The organism is Microbacterium paraoxydans, assembly GCF_900105335.1.
Classification (GTDB): Bacteria; Actinomycetota; Actinomycetes; order Actinomycetales; family Microbacteriaceae; genus Microbacterium; species Microbacterium paraoxydans.
Genome location: NZ_LT629770.1, coordinates 1,023,875 through 1,048,044, shown reverse-complemented (window position 1 = coordinate 1,048,044; position 24,170 = coordinate 1,023,875). Strand labels below are relative to the sequence as shown.

The window sequence follows — 24,170 nt, the reverse complement described above, 5'->3', positions numbered from 1 at the left end:
GTGACCCCGGCGTAGCGTGGAAGCATGACGAACCGTCTCGCCGACACCCTCAGCCCTTACCTGCGGGCCCACGCCGACAATCCCGTCGACTGGTACCCCTGGGGGGAGGAGGCCTTCGCCGAGGCCCGCCGCCGGGATGTGCCGATGCTGATCTCGATCGGCTACTCCACCTGCCACTGGTGCCATGTGATGGCGCGCGAGTCGTTCGCCGACCCGGAGACCGCCGCCCGCATCAACGAGGGGTTCGTCGCGGTGAAGGTCGACCGCGAGGAGCATCCGCACGTCGACGGGGCCTACATGGCCGCCGCGTCGGCGTTCACGCAGAACCTCGGCTGGCCGCTCACGGTGTTCACCACGCCCGCCGGTCGCGCCTTCTACGCGGGGACCTACTGGCCGCCGGAGGCGCGACCGCCGATGCCCGCGTTCCGCGATGTGCTGGTGGCCGTCCGCGAGGCGTGGACGACGCGACGGGCGCAGGCCGAGGAATCCGCGGACGCAGTGACCGCGGCGCTCGCCGAGGCCGCGCAGGCCACGGCATCGACCCTGCCGGACACCGCCGCCCTCGCGGAAGCCGCCCGCGGCCTCGCTGCCAGGGAGGACGCGGAGTTCGGCGGCTTCGGCGGAGCTCCGAAGTTCCCGGTGGCCACGACCCTGCGGTTCCTCCAGGAGCCCCTCATCCGCGCGGCCGTACCGGAGGCGGCGGCTGCGGCCGAACGCGCCCTCGCGGCGATGGCGAACTCGGACCTGCGTGACGCCGACGGCGGGTTCTTCCGCTACGCGACCCGGCGTGACTGGACGGTGCCGCACTACGAGCGCATGCTGACCGACAACGCCCAGCTGCTCGAGGTCGCGCTCGACGCCGGCGACGAGGAGACCGCCCGCGGCATCGCCCGCTTCCTGCTCGGCACTCTGCGGCGCGCGGACGGGGGCTTCGGGGCCGCACAGGACTCCGAGTCGTGGATCGACGGCGTTCGCAACGAGGGTGGGTACTACCTCCGTCCGGTTGCGGATCGCACCGCCTTGGAGCCGCCGGCGGTGGACGGCAAGGTCATCACGGGATGGAACGGCCTCGCGATCGCGGCACTCGCCCGCGCGGGCGCGACACTCGGCGAAGACGCGTGGATCGCCGCCGCTGCGGAGGCCGCCGCCGCCGTGCTCGGCACCAATCGCGGGGCCGACGGCGCGCTCGTGCGGGCATCGCTGGACGGCCGGGCCTCCGCCGCGGTCGCCACGGCCGCCGACCTCGCGCTGCTCGCCGAGGGGCTGTTCGCCCTCGCGGCGGCCACCGGCGACGTCGCTCCGGCGGTCACGGCCCTGGGCCTCCTCGACGAGGTGCTGGACGGCGCCGCGGGGGACGACCCGTTGCTCCGCGCGCAGGGCATCGCCGCCTCGCCCGACCACACCGACGGCGACCTTCCCTCGGACACGGCCGCGGTCGCGCAGGCTGCGCTCACCGCCTGGCGGCTCGGGGCGGGGGACCGCTATCGCGCGGCGGCGGCCGAGCGGGTGGAGGCCCTCGCCTCCCGGGCCCTCGCCCAGCCCTTCGCCCACGGCAGTCTGCTGCGGGTCGCCGCCGGACTCGCCGCGGCACCGCGGCAGCTCGTCGTGGTGACGGAGGAGCCGGGTGGGGCGCTCGCCGCCGCCGCCCGCGGGGCCGATGCCGATGTCGTCGCGATCGTCACGCCGGCGCAGGCCGCGGGGTTCGCCGCCGCGGGGTTCGAGCTGTTCGAGGGCAAGGAGGCGACCGCCGAGCGCGCCTACGACTGCCGCGCCTTCGTCTGTCGCCTGCCGGTGAGCGATCCGGCCGCGATCTCGCGCGCACGGTGAGCGCCCTTCTCCGGCGCAGCGCTGTGCATTCTGCCTACCGTGCGGCGTCCGTCTGCCCGTCGAGTGCGCGCGATGCGCAGCTTCGAGTGCACGGTTTGCCCAGCGCCCGCGATCCGTTCTAGGGTGACGCGACCCCTCTCGGATCACAGCAAGGATGCTCTGACGATGACTCTCTCCGCCCGCGCCGGTCTCGACGCCGTGCCCGCCTACCGACAGGGGCGCTCCGCCCCGGCCGGTGCCTCCAAGCTCTCCTCGAACGAGTCCCCGCATCCGCCGCTGCCCTCCGTCGTGCGCGCCGTGCAGGACCGGGTGGCCGGCATCCACCGCTACCCGGACATGAGCGCCTCCGCGGTCCGGGAGGCGCTCGCCGCCCGGTACGCCGTGGACCCGGCGCAGGTGACCGTCGGGGCGGGGTCGGTGGAGATCGCCGCCCAGCTCATCCACGCGGTGGCCGGCGAGGGGGACGAGGTCGTCTTCGCCTGGCGGTCCTTCGAGGCCTACCCCTCGCTCGTCCGGATCGCGGGCGCGACGCCCGTCGCCGTGCCGCTGGACGCCGATCACGGCCACGACCTCGACGCGATGCGTGCCGCGATCACCCCGCGCACCCGTCTCGTCTTCGTGTGCAACCCCAACAACCCGACCGGCACCGTCGTCGACGCCGAGGCCCTGGAGCGGTTCGTCGCCGCGGTGCCGCACGACGTCCTCGTCGTCATCGACGAGGCCTACGTGCACTTCGACCGCACGGACAGTCGCGGCGCCGGCATCGAGCTGTTCCGTCGCCACCCGCACGTCGCGGTGCTGCACACGTTCTCCAAGGCCTACGGCCTGGCCGGGCTCCGCATCGGCTACGCGATCGCCCCCACCGTGATCGCCGAGGCGCAGCGCAAGGTGGCCGTGCCGTTCGGGGTCACCGACCTCGCCCAGGCCGCGGCCCTCGCCTCGCTCGCCGCGGAGGACGAGCTCGCCGTCCGCATCGACGAGGTCGTGGCACAGCGCGATCGGCTGTACACCGTGCTCACCGCCGCCGGCTGGCCCGCCGTGCGCTCGCAGGCCAACTTCGTCTGGGTACCCGCGGGGGAGCGCACCGCCGAACTCGACGCCCTCCTGCACGCCGGCGGCGTCGTCGCTCGCGCCTTCCCCGGCGAGGGCATCCGCATCTCGTCCGGCTCCGTGGAGGACATCGACCGGGTGGAAGCCGCCCTCGAGACCGAGCTCGCCGAGGTGAACGCATGACCGATGGACGCATGACCAACGATCCCGTGACCGAGGTCCCCGTCACCACGACGACCACGAAGGGCCTGCACCCGGGCCTCACCCGCCGCCAGATCTCCATGATGGGGCTCGGCGGCGCGATCGGCGCGGGGCTGTTCGTCGGCTCCGGGCAGGCGATCAGCATCGCCGGACCCGCCGTGCTCATCTCCTACCTCGTCGCGGGCGGCATCGTCGTGCTCGTGATGGCGATGCTCGCCGAGATGGTCGCGGCCCGCCCGAGCTCCGGCGCCTTCAGCTCCTACGCCCAGAAGGCCATGGGGCGCAGCGCCGGCAGCGCGGTGGGCTGGCTGTACTGGATCCAGCTCGTCGTCGTGATCGCCGCCGAGGCGACCGGCGCGGCCGGGATCGTGGCGAACTGGGTACCCGGGATCCCGGCGTGGGTCTGGGTGCTCGTGTTCGTCGTGGCCCTCACCGCGGTGAACCTCTTCGGCGTGCGCAACTACGGCCGCTTCGAGTTCTGGTTCGCGGCGATCAAGGTCGCCGCGATCATCGCCTTCCTCGTCGTCGGCGTGTGCGCGATCGTCGGACTCATCCCCGGCGTGCCGGCGACCGGCATCTCGAACCTCGTGGACCAGGGCGGCTTCGCGCCGCACGGCATCACCGGCATCGCCGCGGCGCTCCTCATCGTGGTCTTCGCGTTCGGAGGTACCGAGGTCGTCGCGATCGCGGCCGCCGAGTCGGACGATCCGTCCCGCAACATCCGCCGGATCGTGCGCGAGGTGCTCGTGCGCATCCTCATCTTCTACGTCGGCTCGATCTTCGTCATCGTCGCGGTGCTCCCGTGGGACGACCCCGCCGTGCAGGCCGGTCCGTTCTCGGCCGTGCTGGACACGCTGAACATCCCGGGCGTCGGCCTCGTCATGGACCTCATCGTCGTGATCGCGCTGCTCTCGGCCATGAACGCCAACATCTACGGCGCGTCGCGGATGGCGTACTCCCTGGGGGAACGCGGGCTGGCACCGCTGTCCGTCACCCGGACGAGCCTCAAGGGCGTGCCGTTCGTCGCCGTCCTCGCCTCGGTGGCGTTCGGCTTCGTCACCGTCGGACTCAACTGGGCGTTCCCGGACGTGGTGCTGCCGGCACTGCTGAACGTCGTGGGGTCGACGCTGCTCGTGATCTGGACCGCGACGGCGATCTCGCAGATCGTGCTGCGCCGGCGGGCCGACCGCGCCGGTGAGGCGATGCCCATGCGGCTCTGGGGCTTCCCCTGGGTCTCGTGGCTCTGCCTGGTGCTGCTCGCGGCCGTGATCGCGCTGGCGATGATCGATCCGGCCGCGCGCATCCAGCTGCTGCTCACGCTCGGGCTCACCGCCGTGCTGCTGGTCGTCGCCCGCGTGACGCGGGGTGTGGCCCGCCCCGGGATCGTCAAGGAGTGACGTGCGGATCGACCGCCTCGACGCCGCGTTGATCCGGCTGCTGACGGAGTCGCCGCAGCTGCCCCTGCTGGAGTGCGCACGCCGGCTGGGCATCGCGCGGGGGACGGCCACCAGCCGTCTCGCGCGCCTGCACGAGGGCGGGGTGATCGAGGCGATCGTGCCGCGCATCGACCCCGCCGGCTTCGGGTACGGCGTCGTGGCGTTCTGCCTCGTCGAGATCGATCAGAAGGTCGGACACGACGACGTCGCGACCGCCCTCGCGGACGCGGTGCTGGAGATCGTCGACATGCACACCGTCACGGGCGCGAGCGACATGCAGCTCCGGCTCGTCGCCCGCGATGCGACGCGGCTCCAGGAGGTGCTGGACCGGGTGGCCCTCGTGCCGGGCGTCGCGCGGACCGCGTCCTCCATCGCCATGCGCACGCACCTCTCCGGTCGCGTGCTCCCGCTCGTGGAGCACGTGGCCGACGAGACCCCCTGACAGGGCGCGGGGGCCGCCAGCCCGTCGGTCAGACCCAGCCGGGCAGCCAGTTGTGCAGGCGCCAGAAGTCGTAGGGAACGCTCATCCCCGTCCACAGCGGCAGGAAGAACGCCGAGACCAGGACGACGACGCCGAGGTAGATCAGGACGGTGCGCTCTCCCGACTGGCGGCGCGGGAGCGGATCCTCCCGGCGCCCGGCGATGATCCGCAGCGTGACGGTGAGCGCGAGCACGAGGAACGGCATCATCACGACCGTGTAGAACTGGAAGATCGTGCGGTCGGGGAACATCAGCCAGGGCAGATACGTCACCGCGAGCCCCACGAGCGGCAGGCTGAGCGCCGGGCCGACCGGCTGCCGCGTGATCCAGCGGCGGACGAGGCGGTAGAGCAGGTACACGCTGGCCGCGACGCCGCCGTACCAGATGAGCGGGTTGGGGATCGCCGAGATCACGCCGATGCAGCGGTCGACGCCGCAGCCGGTCGGATCGCTGTCCACCCACACCGCGGTCGGGCGGAGCAGGAACGGCCACTCCCAGGCCGGGCTCGCGTAGGGGTGCCCGCGGGTGAGGCCCACGTGGAAGCCGAGCATCGCCTCGTGGTAGTTCCACAGGGCGACGAGCGGGTTCGGGTCGCTGCCGCGGTCGTAGCCGTTCGCCGTCACCAGCCACCCGGTCCAGCTCGCGAGGTACACCGCGAGAGCGGGGAAGACGAGGAGGACGAACGACACCGGCCCCTGGCGGAAGACCGCGGACGCCGGCCACACGACGACCCCGCCGCGGCGCCGGGCGAGGGCATCGGTGATGACGACGTAGAGTCCGAAGCCCGCGAGCACGTACAGCCCCGACCACTTCACCGCCGAGGCGGCGCCGAGCGCGAGGCCCGCGGCGACGAGCCAGGGACGGCGCCAGAGGATCGGTCCCCACAGCGGGTGCTCGTCGTCGGGGTTCCGGCGTTCGAGCAGCGGGATCGTGCGCTGGCGGTCGATGAGCACGAACAGCACGCCCAGCAGCACGAAGAAGGTGAGGATGCCGTCGAGCAGCGCGATCCGGCTCATCACGATGCTGAGGCCGTCGATCGCGAGGAGGGTGCCGGCCACGGTCGCCGCCACGACCGAGCCGGTCAGGCGCCGGGCGATGAGGAACACCAGCAGCACCGATCCCGCACCGAGGAGGGCCGTCGCCAGACGCCAGCCGGCGCTGTTGTCCGGGCCGCCGATGGCCATGCCGAGCGCGATGAGCCACTTCCCGAGCGGCGGGTGCACGATGAACGCGCCCTTGTTCGTCAGCGGGAGCTCCTGCAGGGTGACGAAGGCGTCGTTCGCGTTCTCGCCCCACACCCCCTCGTAGCCGAGACTCCACAGCGACCAGGCGTCCTTGACGTAGTAGGTCTCGTCGAAGGCGAGCTGGTGCGGGTGGCCGACGTTCGCCAGGCGCAGGACCGCCGCGAGAGCGGTGACCAGCAGCGGGGCCAGCCAGCCGATCGCCCGGCCCCAGTCCGGCGCCTGCAGCACACGGTCGCGGAGCCGCTCGTAACGCGTGAGGCGCTCCTCGGGGAGGGGCAGGAGGGGCTCGGGCGCGGTCACCGGTCCAGCCTAGACACACTCCGCTCTGCGCTCCCGGTATGCCGGCTCCGGTCCCGTCTCGAGGGTCCACCAAGGGGCCGCGCCTAAGCTGGGCGGGTGATCATCCTCGCCGCGACCCCGATCGGAAACCTGGGCGATGCGTCGCGGCGCCTCGTGGAGGTGCTGGAGAACGCGGAGATCGTCGTCGCGGAGGACACCCGCACGACGCAGCGCCTTTTGCAGGCCCTCAAGATCGACAACCGGCCCCGGCTGATCGCGCTGCACGACCACAACGAGAAGCAGAAGGCCGCGGAGCTGGCCGCGCTCGCCGCGGAGACCGACCTCGTGGTGCTGAGCGATGCGGGCATGCCGACCGTGAGCGATCCGGGATACGGCCTCGTCGCCGAGGCGGTGGCGCAGGGGGTCACGGTGACCGCGATCCCGGGGCCGAGCGCAGTGCTCATGGCCCTGGCGATCTCGGGGCTGCCGACGGATCGCTTCACCTTCGAGGGGTTCCTGCCGCGGAAGCCGGGGGAGCGCCGGGCGACCCTCTCCGCCCTCGCCGCCGAGCCGCGAACGATGGTGTTCTTCGAGTCGCCCTCGCGCCTGGCGACGACCCTCACCGACATGGGGGCCGCCTTCGGCGCGGACCGCCGGATCGCCGTGTGTCGGGAGCTGACGAAGCTGTACGAGGAGGTCCGTCGTGGCACCGCGTCCGAGCTCGCCGCCTGGGCCGCCGACGGGGTGAAGGGCGAGATCGTGGTGGTCGTCGAGGGTGCGCCGCGGCGGGACGCCTCCCCGGAGGACGCCCTCGCCCAGGTGCAGGCCCTGGTCGCGGACGGCACCCGCCTGAAGGAGGCGGCCTCCGAGGTCGCGGCCCTGACGGGCTTGTCCTCCCGGGATCTGTATCAGGCGGCCCTCGCCGCCCGGTCGCGGTGACCCCCGTCGCAGATTCGCACCGGGGTCGCAGTGACCCGCGGGACGGCTGCGACATGAGCCCGGATCTGCGACCTCCCGCGGGGCAGGAGTCGGTCGCAGATTCGCACTCCGGTCGCAGGGATGCGGGGGACGGCTGCGACATGAGCCCGGATCTGCGACCTCCCGCGGGAGCGGACTCGGTCGCGCGCGCCTACGACGCGAGGGCTGAGGAGTACCGGGAGGTCGCGGGAGACCTGGGGCTGACGGATCCCCGTGACCGAGAGCTCATCCGGAAGTGGCGCGACGAGACCCCGGGACGGCTGCTCGACGCGGGGTGCGGCCCCGGCCACTGGACGGCCTTCCTGCACGGGGATGACGGCGCAGAGTTCGGAACCGGGCGGGACGTCGAGGGGATCGATCTCTCCACGGCCTTCATCCGCGGGGCGAGGGTGCAGTATCCGCACCTCTCGTTCCATCACGGGTCGTTCCGGACGCTGCCGCAGGCATCGGGCACCGTCGGCGGCGTCCTCGCGTGGTATTCCGTGATCCACACCCCTCCGGCCGAGCTCCCGGACGTATTCGCCGAGTTCGCTCGGGTGCTCGCCTCCGGCGGAGGACTACTCCTCGGCTACTTCGTCGGCGAACCCCGGGCGGTCTTCCCTCATGCCGTCGCACCCGCGTTCTTCTGGACCGCCGAGGCCCTGGCCCCGCTGCTCGCCGCGGCCGGTCTCGAGCTGCAGTGGTCCGAGACCCGCGAGCGCGAAGCCGGCGAGATCAGTTCTCGCCCCCACGGAGCCCTCCGCGCCCTCCGCTCCTGACCCGCCGCGTCCAGGCACACTCTCGCAGATCCGCACCCCGTTGCAGGTCTGCACCGTGTCGGACATATGCACTGTGTCGGACATTTGCACTGTGTCGGACATACGCATCGTGTCGCAGGTTCTGGCCCCGTCCCTGCGACACCGACGGGAATCCGCGCCCGCGCGCGGGAGGGGGCACCGGGAGAGACTGTCCTACGCTGACAGGACCAGGACCAGGACCAGGACCAGGACCGCGACGAGAGGAGTCCGCGTGAGCAAGGCCGCGACGGTGTACGACGTCGCCGATCGCGCCGGAGTGTCGATCGCGACCGTCTCGCGGGTGCTGCGCTCGCCGGAGGCCGTCCGTCCGGCGACCCGGGAGCGGGTGCTCGACGCGGTCTCCGCGCTGGGGTACGTCCCCAGTGGGAGCGCGCGGGGTCTCGCCGAACGCCGGACCGGGGTGCTGGGGCTGTACTTCCCGGGATTCGACGCCGCCGAGGACGCTCCGCCCCTCGACGTGCTGTCCGCCGCCGCCCGACCGCCGTTCACGGTGGTGTCGGAAGACCAGGACCCGCCGCACTCCTCGATGCTGTTCCTCGACGAGGTCCTCCGCGGCGCCGAGCTGGAGGCGTGGAAGCAGGGGTTCGTGCTCATGGTGGGCGTCGGCCGCGACGATCCCGACCGCTCCACCGTCCGCGACATGGCCGGCCGCGTGGACGGGCTCATGGTGCTCGCCCGCAGCGTGCCGGACGACGTGCTCGCCCGACTGGCCCGTCGTATCCCGGTGGTCGTGCTGTCCGGCCCGCCGCGCGGCGATGCCTACGACCACGTCACGGTGAGCAACGTCGAGGCGATGGGGGAGCTGACCCGCCACGTGCTGTCCCAGGTCGGGGAGGGGGAGATCGCGTTCCTCGCCGGCCCGGCCGACTCGCCCGACGCCGAGCAGCGGTGGGGGGGCGTGTCGACCGCGCTCGCCGCGGCGGGGCGCGACCCGGCAGCCGTGCGCGTGCTCCGGGGCGATTTCACCCGGGCCTCCGGTCGCAGGGCCGGGGAGGACCTCCTGCGTGATGGCGTGCCCGCCGCTCTCATCGCCGCCAACGACCAGATGGCCCTCGGGGCGATGGACGTGTTCCGAACCGCGGGCGTGCGGGTGCCGGACGACGTCCTCGTCACGGGGTTCGATGGCATCGAGGCGGCGACCCTGGTGTCGCCGCCACTGACCACGATCCGGCAGCCGATGATCGAGCTCGGGCGTGCGGCGGTGCAGGTGCTCGCGCGACGGCTGGAGCAGCCGGACGCCCCGCCGCTCACGACGCGTCTGCCCCTCCAGATCCTCCTCCGCGAGAGCTCCACGCGCCCGGCCTGAGTCGCCGCGACCGCGCCTCCCCGGAGGACCCCCTGGCTCACCACGGGGTTGCCGATTCAAAATGTATGCGCTTACAATCTGGTGTACGGCTTCGGCCGGCAGGACTCCCCACCCCCCGGGGCGCCCTTCATGACAGAGACGACATGAGGTCATCCAGTGGCAGAGACGCACACCTTCCGACGCTGGCGCCGCGCCGCCGTCGTGGGGCTCGCGGCCGCAGCGGTCGCGCTCAGCGGCTGCAGCATCCAGATCAGCTCGCAGCCCGACCCCTCGATCGGCGACGACACGATGCTCATCAACGCCGACAAGGGCAACCCGTTCTTCACGCAGAACTTCAACCCTTACCTCACGAACACCCGGACGGCGTCGCGGTGGATCTACGAGCCGCTCATCCTCGTGAACCCGCTCGACGGCGAGCTCACCCCGTGGCTCGCGTCCGAGTGGACCCAGCCCGACGCCCGCACGATCGTGATGACGGTCCGCGACGGCGTGGAGTGGAGCGACGGCGAGCCCCTCACCCCGGAGGATGTGGCCTTCACGTTCCAGCTCATCAAGGACGAGCCTTCGCTCGACATCAAGGGCGCATGGCAGCACATCGACCGCATCGAGGTCGACGGCGACGACGTGGTGTTCCACCTCCAGGGCGAGGACGCGCCGTCGCTGTCGATCCTCGGGCAGACCATGATCGTGCCCGAGCACCTGTGGGCCGACGTGGAGGACCCGGCCACCTGGCGCAACGAGGAGCCGGTCGGCACCGGCCCGTTCGTGCTCGGCAACTACAACGACCAGCAGTACTCGATGGACCGCAACCCGGACTACTGGCAGGCGGACAAGATCGAGATCGAGCACATCATCCTGCCGGCCACGAACACCCAGCTCGACACCGTGACCCGCGGCTACGACTGGGCCTACTCCTTCATCTCCGACGTCGAGGGCACCTGGGGAGCGGCGAGTCCCGACAACACCTGGTGGTTCCCGCCGGGCGGCGTCATCTCGCTCGTGCCCAACCTCGAGGTCGCCCCGTTCGACGACGTGAACGTCCGTCGCGGCATCGCGCTGGCGCTCGACCGGGAGGAGATCGCCGAGACCGCCTCCGAGGGCTACATGCAGCCCGCCGGACAGACCGGCCTCATCCTGCCCAACCAGGAGAAGTACCTCGACCCGGAGATCCCGGACCAGGGCATGCTCGCCCAGGACCGCGACGCCGCGCTGGCGGCGTTCGCCGAGTCCGGGTACACCCTCCAGGGCGATCAGCTCGTCGGCCCGGACGGCGAGCAGCTCGCGTTCTCGCTGACCACCGCCAACGGATACTCCGACTGGACGCGCGCCGCCCAGACCGTGCAGCGCCAGCTCGCGGACGTCGGCGTCAAGGTGTCGCTCAAGCTCCCGCAGCCCGCCGGGTATCAGAGCGCGATCGGCACCGGCGATTTCGAGATGGCGATCGGCGGCATGGGTAACGGCGACGTGTACCAGGCCTACAACAGCCTGCTCTCCAGCGACTTCTACGTGCCGGCCGGCGAGGTCACGACCAACAACTTCGAGCGCTACCGCTCCCCGGAGGCCGACGCCCTGCTGGAGGAGTACCGCGCCACGATCGATCCCGACCGCCAGACCGAGATCGTGCACGAGCTGCAGAGCATCGTCTACGAGCAGGTCCCCGTGATCGGCCTGTACTACGGCGGGATCTGGGGCCTGTTCAACGACGCGAAGTTCACCGGCTGGCCCTCCGCGGACGATCCGTACATGATCCCGCAGAACTACGATTCGGCGCCGCTGGGCATCTTCACCCACCTGAAGCGCACGGACGGAGGGGACCAGTGAAGTACGTCCTCCAGAAGATCGGCCTGTTCCTGCTCACCCTGTGGGCCGCGATCACCCTGAACTTCTTCCTCCCGCGACTCATGCCCGGCTCTCCCGCCGACGCCGCGATCGCGAAGCTCTCCCAGAACGGTCCGGTCTCGGACGCCACGCGCGCCGCGATCGAGGCGCAGCTCGGAGTGCCGACCGGTTCGATGTGGGACCAGTACGTGGCCTACCTCGGCCAGGTCGTCCGGCTCGACTTCGGCGTCTCGTACACGTTCTACCCGCAGACCGTGTCGAGCATGGTCTCCACCGCGCTGCCCTACACGCTCGGCCTCGTCGGCATCGTCACGATCCTCGCCTTCGTGATCGGCACCCTCATCGGCGTGATGGCCGCCTGGCGGCGCGGCACCTGGCTGGACTCCCTGCCGACGCTGACCGGGTCGTTCCTCAGCACGTTCCCGTACTTCTGGACGGCGCTGCTGCTGCTGTTCTTCCTCGGCTACGTGCTGCACTGGTTCCCGACCACCGGCGCCTACTCGGCGACGACCACCCCGGGATTCACCTGGGACTTCATCGTCGACCTCGTCCGGCACGCGTTCCTTCCGGCGCTGACGATCCTGCTCACGTCGCTCGGCGGCTGGATCATCGGCATGCGCAACGCGATGATCAACACGCTCGGCGAGGACTACATCACCTTCGGCGAGGCGAACGGCCTCCGCGGCCGCACCATCGCCCTCCGGTACGCGGCCCGCAACGCGATCCTGCCGAACCTCACCGGCTTCGGGCTCACGCTCGGCGGCGTGGTGGGCGGCTCGATCCTCGTCGAGCAGGTGTTCGGCTACCCGGGCATCGGCTACCTGCTCTTCAACGCCGTGATCGGGCAGGACTACCCGCTCATGCAGGCGCTCTTCCTGATGATCACCGTGAGCGTGCTCATCGCCAACTTCCTCGTGGACATCCTCTACGGGGTTCTCGACCCGAGGACTCGCCGATGACGACCCCGAACCCCACCCCCAGCACCGTGACCGTCAAGGTCCCCACCGCCCGCATCGCGGCGCCCAGCCCCTGGCGCGCCTTCGGCCGCATGGTCGGCACCCTGTGGTCCAACGGCAAGGCGCGTATCGGACTCTGCCTCCTCGCGTTCTTCGTGCTCGTCGCCGTGTTCGCCCCGCTCCTGGCTCCGTACGGGCCGAAGGAGAACGGGTTCCCGCGCAATGCGGATGCCTCGTGGGAGCACTGGCTCGGCACAACCGCGGCCGGGGAGGACGTGCTCAGCCAGCTCATCTACGGCGCCCAGGTCAGCCTCCTCGTGGGCTTCGCGGCCGGGCTCCTCTCCACGATCGTGGCCGTGCTGATCGGTCTGAGCTGGGGCTACATGCGCGGTTTCGCGGGCGAGGTCGTCGGGTTCATCGTGAACCTCTTCCTCGTGATCCCGGGCCTGCCGCTGATGATCGTGATCGCGGCCTACCTGCAGAACGGCGGCATCCTCATGATCATCGCCGTGATCGTCGTGACCGGCTGGGCCTGGGGCGCCCGCGTGCTGCGCAGCCAGACCCAGTCCCTCCGCGGCAACGACTTCGTCACCTCGGCGCAGTTCTCCGGCGACAGCAGGGCGCGGATCGTCTTCCGCGAGATCCTGCCGAACATGACGTCGATCATCGCCGGCACCCTCTTCGGAGCGGCGACGGCGGCGATCCTCGCTGAGGCGGGCCTGGAGTTCCTCGGCCTCGGCGACTCCAGCATCGTCAGCTGGGGCACGATGCTCTACTGGGCGCAGAACTCGAACTCCCTGCTCACCGGCCAGTGGCTGCTGCTGTTCGCGCCCGGTCTGTGCATCGCGCTGCTCGCCCTCAGCCTCACACTCATCAACTTCGGCGTGGACGGCATCTCCAATCCGCGCCTGCGCGAAGGGAAGGGCCGATGAGCGCCATGGAGCACGATGACATCCTCCTCGACGTCCAGTCGCTGTCCGTGGAGTACGCCTCCCCGGGGCAGGAGCCGGTGCCTGCCGTGCGCGACGTGTCGTTCGCGCTCCGGCGCGGCGAATTCGTCGGGCTCGTCGGCGAGTCCGGGTCGGGCAAGTCCACGCTGGGCTTCGCGCTGACGCGGCTGCAGAAGCCGCCGGCGCGCATCAGCGGCGGACGCATCCTCTTCGACGGCCGCGACATCCGCGAGCTCGACGCCGAGGAGCTGCGGCGCCAGCGGCAGGGCGGCTTCGCGATGGTGCTGCAGTCGGGCATGAACGCGTTGAACCCCGTGCGGACCGTGGGCAACCACTTCCGCGACATCTTCGCCGCGCACGGTCATGTGCCCGCCGAGCAGCGCCAGGCCAGAGCGCGGGAGCTCGTCGGCAAGGTGGGGCTGAAGCCGGAGGTGCTCGACCGGTACCCCGGGGAGCTCTCCGGCGGCATGCGGCAGCGCGCCTCGATCGCCCTCGCCCTCTCGCTCGAACCCCAGCTGATGGTGTTCGACGAGCCCACCACGGCACTCGACGTGCTCGTCCAGCACGCGGTCATGGACACGATCCAGGAGCTGCAGCGGTCCGAGCGCTTCACGGCGATCCTCATCAGCCATGACCTCGGCATCGTCCTCGAGGCGACCGACCGGGTGATGGTCATGCACGAGGGCCGCATCGTGGAGGACGCCCGCAGCCAGGACATCCTGCACCGCCCGCAGGACGAGTACACCCGGATGCTGCTGAGCCACTACGCCGACCCGCGCGCCGAGAAGATCGAGATCCCCGGATTCGTCGATCTCGGCACCCGTCGCCGGGAGGGACGCAGCCGTACGGACGTCACCGAGACTCTGCCGACCGTGTCGCCGCGGGACGCCAGGCGGGCCGATGCCGCGATCGTCGTGGAGGGCGTGACCAAGCGCTATCCGGCACCGCGCCGCGGCCAGGATCCGGTCGTCGCGGTCGACGACGTGTCCTTCCGGCTGGAGCCGGGGGAGGCGCTGGCCTTGGTCGGTGCCTCCGGCTCTGGCAAGTCGACGATCGCGAAGATGCTCACCGGGGTCGAGAAGCCGACCTCCGGCCGCATCCGCTTCGGCGACACCGATGTGGCGTCCCTGAAGCGCCGCGGACTGCGCGACCTCCGCAAGGACGTGCAGATGGTGTTCCAGGATCCGTACGCGGCCCTGAACCCGCTGCACACCGTCGAGTACGCCCTGACCCGCCCGGTCCTGAACTACACGAGGCTGCGCGGGGCGGAGGCCAGGGCCCGTGTGCTCGAACTGCTGGAGACGGTGGGCCTGACGCCCGTCGAGCAGTTCGCCGCCAAGCTGCCGCACCAGCTCTCCGGCGGGCAGCGGCAGCGCGTGGTGATCGCCAGGGCGCTCGCGAGCGACCCGCAGGTGCTCATCGCGGACGAGCCGGTGTCGATGCTCGACGTGTCGCTCCGCGCCGGCGTGCTCGCGCTGCTGGAGGACCTCCGTGAACGGTGGGGCATCAGCATGCTCTACATCACCCACGATCTGCTGAGCGCGCGGCTCGTCACCGAGAACATCCTCGTGCTCAACAGCGGCCGCGTCGTCGAGCGGGGCGAGACCTCGCAGGTGCTGCAGCATCCGGAGGACCCGTACACGGTCGAACTGCTCGACGCCGTGCCGAACCCCGCCCGCGCCCGCTGACGCGCGCCGGACGACTGCAAGAAAGAGAGAGGAGCGCATCCGTGCTCGCATTCCCCGACGGCTTCCTCTGGGGCGCCGCGACCGCCGCCCATCAGGTGGAGGGCAACAACACCACGAGCAACTGGTGGGCGATGGAACACGCCCCCGACTCGTCCATGGTCGAGCCCTCCGGTGACGCCGCCGACCATTTCCACCGCTACCCGGAGGACATGCGGCTGCTCGCCGAGGCGGGGCTGAACTCCTACCGGTTCTCGGTCGAGTGGGCGCGGATCGAGCCGGAGCGCGGGTTCGTCTCGCGGGCGATGCTCGACCACTACCGCCGCATGATCGACACCGCCAGGGAGAACGGGCTGGACCCGACGGTCACCCTCATGCACTTCACGGTGCCGCAGTGGTTCCAGAAGGACGGCTTCTGGCGTGCCGACGACGCGGTGGACCTGTTCTCCCGCTACGTGGAGACCGTGCTGCCGATCCTCGACGGCGTGCGCTACGTTTGCACCATCAACGAGCCGAACATCGCGGCGATGCTGGCCGGGGGAGAGGACGCGGCGAACCTCGTCGCCTACGGCCTGCCGAATCCCGACCTCGGCGTCGCGGACACCCTGCTGACGGCCCACCGGCGCGCGTCCGAGATCCTGCACACGGTGCCCGGGGTGCAGGCGGGCTGGACGATCGCCACCCAGGCCTTCCACTCCACCGGCGAGCCCGGCGCCGACGAGATGCTCGCGACCTACGGGGACCCGCGCGACCACTGGTACCTGGAGCAGTCCGCCGGAGACGACTTCGTGGGCGTGCAGGCCTACACCCGCACGTTCATCGGCCCGGAGGGACCGCTGCCGGTGTCGCCCGACGTGGAGACGACGCTGACGGGCTGGGAGTTCTTCCCCGAAGCCCTCGAGCTGGGTGTGCGCAGCGCGTGGGAGCGCAGCGGCGGTGTCCCCGTGCTCGTCACGGAGAACGGCATCGCGACGGCCGACGACACCCGCCGCATCGCCTACACGCAGGGCGCGCTGGAGGGGCTGCACCGCGCCATCAGCGACGGCATCGAGGTCCGCGCCTACCAGCACTGGAGCGCGCTGGACAACTACGAATGGGCGAGCGGATTCCGGCCGACGTTCGGTCTCATCGGCTTCGACCACGAGACCTTCGAGCGGTTCCCGAAGCCCTCGCTCGCCTGGCTCGGCGAGGTCGCCCGCCGCAATGGGCTCTGACGAGCCGCACGGCGTAACCACGGGCATGGGGGCACCTAGAATTGTCCCCATGCCCGCTGGCGACTCCTTCTACATCACCACGCCCATCTACTACCCCTCCGATGTGCCGCACATCGGTCACGGGTACACGACGGTGGCCGTCGACACGCTCGCACGGTGGCACCGTCAGGCGGGCGACGACACCTGGATGCTGACGGGCACCGACGAGCACGGTCAGAAGATGCTGCGGGCCGCAGCCGCCAACGGCGTCACCCCGCAGGAGTGGGTCGACAAGCTCGTCAGCGAGAGCTGGTTCCCGCTGCTGAAGACCCTCGACGTCGCGAACGACGACTTCATCCGCACCACGCAGGAGCGGCACGAGACCAACGTGCAGACGTTCTTCCAGCGGCTCTACGACCGCGGGTACATCTACGCGGGCGAGTACGAGGCGCTCTACTGTGTGGGTTGCGAGGAGTTCAAGCCGGAGTCGGAGATCGTCGACGGCACCGGTCCCTTCGAGGGGCTGAAGGTCTGCGCCATCCACTCCAAGCCGCTGGAGCTGCTGCAGGAGAAGAACTACTTCTTCAAGCTCAGCGAGTTCCAGGACCGCCTGCTCGAGCTCTACAAGACCGAGCCCGACTTCGTGCGGCCCGATTCGGCGCGCAACGAGGTCGTCTCGTTCGTGAGCCAGGGCCTCAAGGACCTCTCGATCTCCCGCTCGACCTTCGACTGGGGCATCCCGCTGCCGTGGGACGAGTCGCACGTCATCTACGTGTGGGTCGACGCGCTGCTCAACTACGCCACGGCCGTCGGCTACGGCTCCGACGAGGAGACCTTCGCACGCCGCTGGCCCGCCTACCACGTGGTCGGCAAGGACATCCTGCGCTTCCACGCCGTGATCTGGCCGGCGCTGCTGATGGCGGCGGGGCTCGACGTGCCGAAGGGCGTGTTCGCGCACGGCTGGCTGCTCGTCGGCGGCGAGAAGATGTCGAAGTCGAAGCTCACCGGCATCGCGCCGACCGAGATCACCGACGTCTTCGGCTCCGACGCCTACCGCTTCTACTTCCTGTCCGCGATCGCGTTCGGTCAGGACGGCTCCTTCTCCTGGGAGGACCTCTCCGCCCGGTACCAGGCCGAGCTCGCGAACGGCTTCGGCAACCTCGCCTCGCGCACGACCGCGATGATCGAGAAGTACTTCGAAGGCATCGTGCCGCCGGCGGCCGACTACACCGATGCCGACCTCGTGATCCAGCGGATCGTCGCGGACGCCGCGACGAAGGCGGACGCCGCGATCGGCCAGTTCCGCATCGACGAGGCGATCTCCGCGATCTGGACCATCGTCGACGCGCTCAACGGGTACATCACCGAGAACGAGCCGTGGGCGCTCGCCCGCGACGAGGACCAGCGGGAGCGTCTGGGCACCGTGCTCTACACCTGCGCCGAGGGGCTGCGGGCGCTCGCCGTGCTGCTGTCGCCGGTGATGCCGCAGTCGACCGAGAAGCTGTGGATCGCGCTCGGCGCCGCGGAGACCCTGGGCCGGTTGCAGGACCAGCCGATCCGCGAGGCGGGCTCCTGGGGCGTGCTGAAGCCGGGCACGAGCGTCAACGGCCTCGCGCCGCTCTTCCCGCGTGTGGAGTCCACGGCCTGACGACCGGGCAGGACACCATGGCGGAGATCTACGTGCGCGAGCGCTCGGGCGACGGGCGCAAGGACCGGACCTATCCGGCGGCCCCGGAACCCCTCGCTGTGCCCGTCTACGACAACCACGCGCACCTCGAGATCGCCGATGGCCCTTCGACAGGCTCAGGGACCCAGGCTTCGACAGGCTCAGGGACCCAGGCTTCGACAGGCTCAGGGACCCAGGGGCTGTCTCTCTCCGAGCAGCTCGACCGGGCGGAGGCGGTCGGCGTCGTCGGCGTCGTGCAGGCATCCGGAGACATCGAGTCGTCCCGCTGGGCGGTCGAGGCCGCCGCGTCCGACCCCCGGGTCCTCGCCGCGGTCGCCATCCACCCGAACGACGCCCCGACGTACGCGGAGGAGGGTCGCCTCGACGAGGCGCTCGCCCTGATCGACGAGCTCGCCGCGCATCCGCGCACGCGCGCGATCGGCGAGACCGGGCTCGACTTCTTCCGCACCGAACCGGAGCGCCGTGCGCCGCAGTTCGCCTCCTTCGAGGCGCACATCGCGCTCGCGAAGAAGCACGGCATCGCGATGCAGATCCACGACCGGGATGCGCACGAGGCCGTGCTGGAGACGCTTACGCGGGTCGGGGCCCCCGAGCGCACCGTGTTCCACTGCTTCTCCGGGGACGAGGCGATGGCCCGGGTGTGCGCCGACGCGGGCTACTACCTGTCGTTCGCCGGGAACGTGACGTTCAAGAACGCGCAGAACCTGCGCGACGCCCTGAAGGTCACCCCGCTCGACCGCCTCCTCGTCGAGACGGACGCGCCATTCCTCACGCCGGTCCCGCTGCGGGGCCGTCCGAACGCGCCGTACCTCGTGCCGCTCACGGTGCGCTTCCTGGCGGCGGAGCTCGACCTGGACGTGGACGAGCTCGCCGCGCAGCTCGCCGAGAACACCCTCCGCGTCTACGGCTCGTTCGCCGACTGACTCTCCGGCTCGACGTCCTCCGGCCCCGTCTCGGCGACCGGCCTCGCACTGACGATGTGCGAGATGGGCTTCCACACCAGCACCAGGGTGATCGCCGCCCCGCCGAAGGCGAACCACCAGGGCGCGGTCAGGCCCCAGGTCTGCGCGATGACGCCGCCGAGGGCCTGGCCGACGATCATGCCGCCGAAGACGCCGACCATGTTGACCGAGGCGACGCGCCCCTGCAGGGAAGCGGGGACGAGCCGCTGCCGGACGGTCGTGGAGATCGTGCCCCACACGAAGGCGTACGCCCCGAAGAAGAACATGATGACGAGGGCCACCATGCCCGTGGTGGTGAGGGCGAACGCGAGGTGCATGAGCACCTCGAGCGACAGGACGATACGCATCAGGCTCGCGAACGACACGTGCCGCTCCAGCCAGCCGAAGCTCAGCGTCGCGAGGATGCCGCCCGCCGCGGACGCCGTGGTGAGCGCGCCGTAGCCCACGGGGCCCATCTGCAGGTGCTCGGTGGCGTAGAGCACGAGCACGCCCCAGGGCGCGGCCCAGGTCACGTTGAAGACGAGGATGATGAGCACGAGCATCCGCACCGGCGGGTTGTGCCACAGCCAGCGCAGTCCCTCCGCGATGTCGGTGTGCACCGGCGGGTGGGTCTCGGTCTCCCGGGGTGGGACGGGCGTGCGCGCCATGCGGGAGATGAGGACGATCGCGAGCGTCACGCACAGCACCTCGACGAGGAACGGCCACGCGCTCCCGGCAGCGAAGAGGAACGCGCCCAGCGGCGGCCCGGCGAACTGGTTGGCGACGAGGTAGCCGGCCTGCAGGCGGGCGTTCCCGATGCCGAGGTCGGCCGGCTTCACGAGCATCGGCAGCAATGTGCTCCCCGCGGTGTCGACGAAGACCTCCGCGGTGCCGTAGAGGAACGCGACGGCGAGGACGATCCCGATGTTCGCGGTTCCCGTCACGAGGAACACGCAGAGCGCCGCGAGCACGACGGCGCGCACGGCGTTGGCGGTCATCACCAGGCGGCGCCGATCGAAGCGGTCGGCGATGGCCCCCGCGTGCAGGCCGAAGAGCAGCCACGGCAGGAACTGCAGGATGGCGCCGGAGGCCACGAGGATCGGCGACGACGTCATCGACGCGATGAGCAGGGGAGCGGCGGCCAGCGCCACGCCGTCTCCGATGTTGCTCGTCCACGACGATGCGAGCAGCCAGCGGAAGTCCCTGCCCAGGCGCCGCGGAGCGATCAGTTCACCGAGGGAGGGCACCCCCGAAGGATACGGGAGAATGGGTGCATGACCGTCACGTTGCTCGGGGCCACCGAGATCCGCCGTCTGGCCGCCGAGCTCGATGTCACCCCCACGAAGAAGCTCGGACAGAACTTCGTCGTCGACGCGAACACCGTCCGCAAGATCGTCCAGGCCGCCCGCGTGCAGCCGGGGGAGCGGGTGGTCGAGGTCGGACCGGGACTCGGATCCCTTACCCTCGCGATCCTGGAGGCGGGGGCCGCGGTCACCGCCGTGGAGATCGACCATCGCCTGGCCGCCCGCCTGCCGCAGACCGCGGCCGAGCACGGCGTGCCGGAGGGGATGCTGACGGTGGTCGACGCGGACGCGCTCCGCGTGACGGAACTGCCGGGGGAGCCGACCGTCCTCGTCGCGAACCTGCCGTACAACGTGTCGGTGCCCGTCCTGCTGCACTTCCTGGAGACGTTCCCGTACCTGCAGCGGGGCGTCGTGATGGTGCAGGCGGAGGTGGCCGAGCGGCTCGCCGCGAAGCCGGGGTCGAAGATCTACGGCTCGCCCAGCGTCAAGGCCGCCTGGTACGGCGAGTGGAAGCTCACCGGGAACGTCTCCCGCCAGGTCTTCTGGCCGGTGCCGAACGTCGACAGCCTCCTCGTCGGCTTCGACCGCTCCGAGGGCGAGCGCGGCTCGGTGGAGGAGCGCCGGCGCACCTTCGCCATCGTCGACGCGGCCTTCAACCAGCGGCGCAAGATGCTCCGGCAGGCCCTCTCCGGCCTCTTCGGCAGCTCGGCCGCGGCGACCGAGGTGCTCACCGCCGCCGGCGTCGCCCCGACCGCCCGCGGGGAGGACCTCACGGTCGACGACTACCAGCGGATCGCCCAGCACGCAACGGCGATCGAGGGTTCCGGCGTCAGCGGCTAATCTGGCACGGTGACCGACTCCCCCCGCTTCCGCCCCGACGTCCCCGAACTGCACCGTCCGTACGCCGCCGACGAGGGCCGCTACGGACGGTTCGCCTACCGTCAGGTGGGCGCCTCCGGCCTCTACCTGCCCCCGATCTCGCTGGGCCTCTGGTGGAACTTCGGCGACAACATCCCCCTCGACAACCAGCGGGCGCTCCTGCGTCACGCGTTCGACAACGGGATCACGCACTTCGACCTGGCGAACAACTACGGCCCGCCGTACGGCTCGGCCGAGAAGAACTTCGGCCGCATCTTCGCGGAGGACCTGCGTCCCTACCGCGACGAGCTGATCATCTCATCGAAGGCCGGCTGGGACATGTGGCCCGGACCGTACGGCGACTACGCGAGCCGGAAGTACATCCTCGCGAGCGCAGAGCAGTCGCTCACCCGCATGGGGCTGGACTACGTCGACATCTTCTACTCGCACCGTGTCGACCCGGTCACCCCGATCGCCGAGACCGTCGGGGCGCTGGACACCCTGGTCCGCCAGGGCAAGGCCCTCTACGTCGGCATCTCCTCGTACAGCGCGGAGCGCACGGCCGAGGCCGTCGCCGTGGCGAAGGAGCTGGGCACGCCGCTCGTCATCCACCAGCCCGCGTACTCGATCCTCAACCGCTGGATCGAGGACGGCCTCACGCAGACCCTGGAGGAGTCGGGCCTCGGCGCCATCGCCTTCACCCCGCTCGCCCAGGGCCTCCTCACCGACAAGTACCTCGGCGACGGCACGGCCGAGCGCGCGCAGCAGCGGGGTTCGCTGCCGAAGGGCAAGCTGACCGATGAGGCCGTCGAGACGCTCCGGGCGCTGAACGAGGTCGCGCAGGGCCGGGGGCAGTCGCTCGCGCAGCTCGCGCTGCAGTGGACGCTGCGCACTCCGGTGGTCGCCTCGGCGCTCATCGGCGCCTCCCGGACGGAGCAGCTCGACGAGAACCTCGCCGCCCTCGACGGTCCTGCGTTCACCGACGAGGAGCTCCGCCGCATCGACGAGCTCGCCGGCGCCATCGACGTCAACCTGTGGGCGACCTCGTCGGACCTGTGACCCGCTCATGAGCCTCGCCGCGTCCTCCGGGTCCGTGCACGTGCGCGCGCCGGGGAAGATCAACGTCTACCTCGGCGTCGGCGGGCGCCACGACGACGGCTATCACGCCCTCGCGACGGTCTTCCAGGCGGTGTCGCTGTACGAGGACGTGATCGCCAGGGCCGCCGACGACTTCTCGATCACGGTGACCGGGGTGGAGGACGACGGCTCGGTTCCGCTCGACGACCGGAACCTCGCGATGCGGGCCGCCAAGCTGCTGGCGATGGCGACGGATCATCCGGGCGGGGTGGCGTTGCAGATCCGGAAGAGCGTCCCGGTCGCCGGTGGCATGGGCGGGGGCTCCGCGGATGCCGCGGCCGCTCTGGTCGCCTGCGACGCTCTGTGGGGCACGGGACTCTCCGCTGCGCGGCTGCACGACCTCGCCGCGCGGCTCGGTGCCGATGTCCCCTTCGCGTTGCATGGCGGCACTGCCGTCGGCACCGGTCGCGGCGATCAGCTGAACCCGGCGCTCGCCCGCGGGCGCTTCGACTGGCTGCTCGTGACCAGTGACGACGGGCTGTCCACCCCCGCCGTGTACACCCGGCTCGACGAGCTGCGCGAGGAGGAGGGGGCTCTCGCCGACGATCCGCCGCTCTCGCTCGACGTGCCGATCCCGGTGCTGCAGGCGCTGCGGACCGGAGACGCCTGGCAGCTCGCCGACGCACTCCACAACGATCTCCAGGCGGCCGCGCTCGACCTGCGACCGGATCTGGCGCGGACCATCGAACGCGGGGTCGCGGCCGGTGCGCTGCACGGTCTCGTGTCTGGCTCGGGGCCGACCGTGGCCCTCCTCTGCGCCGATCCCGAGTCCGCGCAGGCGGTCCAGACGGCTCTCCGCGAGGGCGGTCTCGATCCGCTGCATGTGCACGGCGCCGTGCCGGGAGCCCGCATCGTCGGCTGAACCTGCCCCATTCCCGCGCGTCCGAGCCGCGAGGAGCGTATCGCGGTCGAGGTGCACCCGGCGGGTCATCACAGACATAATGAAGTAGTCATGTGACCGTGCACACGCGAGGAGGCTGGATGTCCACCTCCTCCGAGCGTGCCCGCATGCCGAGCATCCGCGACGTCGCCCGCCTCGCCGGCGTCTCGCATCAGACCGTCTCCCGGGTGCTCAACGACCATCCCAGCATCCGCCCGGAAACCAAGGCGAAGGTGCTCGACGCGATCGCCGTGCTCGACTACCGTCCCAATCTCGCGGCGCGCGCGCTGGTGACGAGCAAGTCGAACATGCTCGGCATCCTCTCCGCGACGATCGGCGAGTTCGGGCCGACGTCGTCCATCGCCGGCATCGAGGACGCGGCGCGCGAGGAGGGCTACTCGGTCTCCACGCTCAACCTTCCCGCGACCACGCCGGAGGCGATCGGCAACGCGGTCCGCCAGCTCGAACGTGAGCAGGTCGACGGCATCGTGGTGCTCGCGCCGCAGGTGCGGGTCTTCCATGTCCTGCGCGGCATGAACGTCACCATGCCCTTCGTGACCCTGCAGACCGCCTCGGGGTCGGACGGCGTCAGCCTCTCCGCCGACCAGGTGGCGGGGGCGAAGGCGGCGACCGAGCACCTGATCGCGCTGGGCCACAGCGACATCCTCCATCTCGCCGGGCCGCAGGACTGGATCGAGGCGGAGTCCCGGATGCGCGGGTATCTGGATGCGCTCCGGGACGCCGACCTGCCCACGTTCCCGCCGATCCGCGGGGACTGGACGGCCGACTTCGGGTACTTCGCCGGCAAGGAGCTCTCGCTGCGGCGCGACTTCACGGCGGTGTTCGCGGCCAACGACCTCATGGCCATCGGGCTGCTGCACGGGTTCCGCGACGCCGGGGTGCGCGTGCCGCACGACGTGAGCGTGATCGGGTTCGACGACATCCCCGTCGCCGCGCACGTGGCGCCGACGCTGAGCACGGTGCACCAGGACTTCCCCGAGCTCGGGCGGCGTGCCGTGCGTATCCTCCTCGCCGAGATCCGGGGCGAGAAGGCCCCCGCGTTCGGCCCGCTGCAGACCCTCTTGCGGGCGCGCGAATCCGCTGCATCACGGTAGCGACACGAAAACACGCCGCGGACTTGA

At 71.0% G+C, this 24,170-nt stretch carries 20 protein-coding genes; 18 read left to right on the top strand and 2 right to left on the bottom strand.

Annotated elements, in window-relative coordinates; genetic code table 11:
- The first annotated feature begins 24 nt into the window (after positions 1-24).
- From BLU02_RS05230 to BLU02_RS05215, 4 genes are all read left to right on the top strand, one after another.
- Entirely contained in the window at positions 25-1,827 is a 1,803-nt protein-coding gene (locus tag BLU02_RS05230; RefSeq protein ID WP_083370898.1) for a thioredoxin domain-containing protein, read from the top strand.
- Positions 1,828-1,992: 165 nt separating this feature from the next.
- Complete coding sequence (gene hisC, locus BLU02_RS05225; protein WP_060922806.1) at positions 1,993-3,060, top strand: histidinol-phosphate transaminase; 1,068 nt, start codon at positions 1,993-1,995, stop codon at positions 3,058-3,060.
- 11 nt (positions 3,061-3,071) lie between these two features.
- Entirely contained in the window at positions 3,072-4,475 is a 1,404-nt protein-coding gene (locus BLU02_RS05220; RefSeq protein WP_060922815.1) for an amino acid permease, read from the top strand.
- A gap of 1 nt (position 4,476) precedes the next feature.
- A complete protein-coding gene (locus tag BLU02_RS05215) occupies positions 4,477-4,956 on the top strand; it encodes an Lrp/AsnC family transcriptional regulator (RefSeq protein WP_060922807.1) in 480 nt (159 codons plus the stop codon).
- Between the two features lie 28 nt (positions 4,957-4,984).
- Here BLU02_RS05215 and BLU02_RS05210 read toward each other — a convergent pair whose 3' ends face one another.
- Positions 4,985-6,538 carry a dolichyl-phosphate-mannose--protein mannosyltransferase gene (locus BLU02_RS05210; RefSeq protein ID WP_060922808.1) on the bottom strand — a complete coding sequence of 518 codons (1,554 nt, stop codon included), beginning with the start codon at positions 6,536-6,538 and terminating at the stop codon, positions 4,985-4,987.
- Between the two features lie 96 nt (positions 6,539-6,634).
- On the opposite strand from BLU02_RS05210, the gene rsmI reads away from it, so the two are divergent.
- The 10 genes from rsmI to BLU02_RS05160 all read left to right on the top strand — a co-directional run bounded on the left by rsmI (position 6,635) and on the right by BLU02_RS05160 (position 18,831).
- Complete coding sequence (gene rsmI / locus BLU02_RS05205) at positions 6,635-7,456, top strand: 16S rRNA (cytidine(1402)-2'-O)-methyltransferase (RefSeq protein WP_060922809.1); 822 nt, start codon at positions 6,635-6,637, stop codon at positions 7,454-7,456.
- Positions 7,457-7,596: 140 nt separating this feature from the next.
- The gene (locus BLU02_RS05200) at positions 7,597-8,253 is read left to right on the top strand and encodes a class I SAM-dependent methyltransferase (protein WP_060922810.1); all 657 of its coding nucleotides are present in this window, start codon (positions 7,597-7,599) and stop codon (positions 8,251-8,253) included.
- A 250-nt stretch (positions 8,254-8,503) separates the two neighbouring features.
- Positions 8,504-9,598 (top strand): LacI family DNA-binding transcriptional regulator, encoded by a 1,095-nt coding sequence (locus BLU02_RS05195; RefSeq protein WP_082750111.1) that lies wholly within the window; start codon positions 8,504-8,506, stop codon positions 9,596-9,598.
- Between the two features lie 156 nt (positions 9,599-9,754).
- The gene (locus BLU02_RS05190) at positions 9,755-11,419 is read left to right on the top strand and encodes an ABC transporter substrate-binding protein (RefSeq protein WP_060922811.1); all 1,665 of its coding nucleotides are present in this window, start codon (positions 9,755-9,757) and stop codon (positions 11,417-11,419) included.
- Complete coding sequence (locus tag BLU02_RS05185) at positions 11,416-12,396, top strand: ABC transporter permease (RefSeq protein WP_025105608.1); 981 nt, start codon at positions 11,416-11,418, stop codon at positions 12,394-12,396. Before BLU02_RS05190 ends, BLU02_RS05185 begins: the two co-directional genes overlap by 4 nt.
- Complete coding sequence (locus tag BLU02_RS05180) at positions 12,393-13,325, top strand: ABC transporter permease (RefSeq protein WP_025105609.1); 933 nt, start codon at positions 12,393-12,395, stop codon at positions 13,323-13,325. The genes BLU02_RS05185 and BLU02_RS05180 overlap by 4 nt, the downstream gene beginning before the upstream one ends.
- Positions 13,326-13,330: 5 nt before the next feature.
- On the top strand, positions 13,331-15,031 hold the full coding sequence (locus BLU02_RS05175; protein ID WP_060922812.1) for an ABC transporter ATP-binding protein: 1,701 nt from the start codon (positions 13,331-13,333) through the stop codon (positions 15,029-15,031).
- 41 nt (positions 15,032-15,072) lie between these two features.
- Positions 15,073-16,242, top strand: a complete 1,170-nt coding sequence (locus BLU02_RS05170) for a glycoside hydrolase family 1 protein (protein ID WP_060922813.1) — start codon at positions 15,073-15,075, stop codon at positions 16,240-16,242.
- A gap of 49 nt (positions 16,243-16,291) precedes the next feature.
- On the top strand, positions 16,292-17,869 hold the full coding sequence (gene metG / locus BLU02_RS05165; RefSeq protein WP_060922814.1) for a methionine--tRNA ligase: 1,578 nt from the start codon (positions 16,292-16,294) through the stop codon (positions 17,867-17,869).
- A 17-nt stretch (positions 17,870-17,886) separates the two neighbouring features.
- Positions 17,887-18,831 carry a TatD family hydrolase gene (locus tag BLU02_RS05160; protein WP_083370897.1) on the top strand — a complete coding sequence of 315 codons (945 nt, stop codon included), beginning with the start codon at positions 17,887-17,889 and terminating at the stop codon, positions 18,829-18,831.
- On the opposite strand, the gene BLU02_RS05155 is transcribed toward BLU02_RS05160, so the two are convergent.
- On the bottom strand, positions 18,810-20,096 hold the full coding sequence (locus BLU02_RS05155) for an MFS transporter (protein WP_060922915.1): 1,287 nt from the start codon (positions 20,094-20,096) through the stop codon (positions 18,810-18,812). The genes BLU02_RS05160 and BLU02_RS05155 overlap by 22 nt on opposite strands.
- A gap of 27 nt (positions 20,097-20,123) precedes the next feature.
- On the opposite strand from BLU02_RS05155, the gene rsmA reads away from it, so the two are divergent.
- The 4 genes from rsmA (at position 20,124) to BLU02_RS05135 (ending at position 24,143) form a co-directional block, all read left to right on the top strand.
- Positions 20,124-20,993 (top strand): 16S rRNA (adenine(1518)-N(6)/adenine(1519)-N(6))-dimethyltransferase RsmA, encoded by an 870-nt coding sequence (rsmA, locus tag BLU02_RS05150; protein ID WP_060922916.1) that lies wholly within the window; start codon positions 20,124-20,126, stop codon positions 20,991-20,993.
- 9 nt (positions 20,994-21,002) lie between these two features.
- Complete coding sequence (gene mgrA / locus BLU02_RS05145; RefSeq protein WP_060922917.1) at positions 21,003-22,070, top strand: L-glyceraldehyde 3-phosphate reductase; 1,068 nt, start codon at positions 21,003-21,005, stop codon at positions 22,068-22,070.
- A 7-nt stretch (positions 22,071-22,077) separates the two neighbouring features.
- Positions 22,078-23,010, top strand: coding sequence for a 4-(cytidine 5'-diphospho)-2-C-methyl-D-erythritol kinase (locus BLU02_RS05140; RefSeq protein ID WP_060922918.1), 933 nt, complete (start codon positions 22,078-22,080; stop codon positions 23,008-23,010).
- Between the two features lie 119 nt (positions 23,011-23,129).
- Positions 23,130-24,143: a LacI family DNA-binding transcriptional regulator gene (locus BLU02_RS05135; protein ID WP_082750126.1), complete on the top strand. Its 1,014-nt coding sequence runs from the start codon at positions 23,130-23,132 to the stop codon at positions 24,141-24,143.
- Positions 24,144-24,170: the final 27 nt, after the last annotated feature.

Bases quoted from the DNA above. Each gene is read 5' to 3' on its own strand.
- BLU02_RS05135 (WP_082750126.1), top strand. From the start codon at position 23,130: ATGTCCACCTCCTCCGAGCGTGCCCGCATGCCGAGCATCCGCGACGTC.
- hisC (WP_060922806.1), top strand. From the start codon at position 1,993: ATGACTCTCTCCGCCCGCGCCGGTCTCGACGCCGTGCCCGCCTACCGA.
- BLU02_RS05180 (WP_025105609.1), top strand. From the start codon at position 12,393: ATGACGACCCCGAACCCCACCCCCAGCACCGTGACCGTCAAGGTCCCC.
- BLU02_RS05220 (WP_060922815.1), top strand. From the start codon at position 3,072: ATGACCAACGATCCCGTGACCGAGGTCCCCGTCACCACGACGACCACG.
- BLU02_RS05140 (WP_060922918.1), top strand. From the start codon at position 22,078: ATGAGCCTCGCCGCGTCCTCCGGGTCCGTGCACGTGCGCGCGCCGGGG.
- BLU02_RS05160 (WP_083370897.1), top strand. From the start codon at position 17,887: ATGGCGGAGATCTACGTGCGCGAGCGCTCGGGCGACGGGCGCAAGGAC.
- BLU02_RS05175 (WP_060922812.1), top strand. From the start codon at position 13,331: ATGGAGCACGATGACATCCTCCTCGACGTCCAGTCGCTGTCCGTGGAG.
- BLU02_RS05230 (WP_083370898.1), top strand. From the start codon at position 25: ATGACGAACCGTCTCGCCGACACCCTCAGCCCTTACCTGCGGGCCCAC.
- metG (WP_060922814.1), top strand. From the start codon at position 16,292: ATGCCCGCTGGCGACTCCTTCTACATCACCACGCCCATCTACTACCCC.
- BLU02_RS05200 (WP_060922810.1), top strand. From the start codon at position 7,597: ATGAGCCCGGATCTGCGACCTCCCGCGGGAGCGGACTCGGTCGCGCGC.
- rsmA (WP_060922916.1), top strand. From the start codon at position 20,124: ATGACCGTCACGTTGCTCGGGGCCACCGAGATCCGCCGTCTGGCCGCC.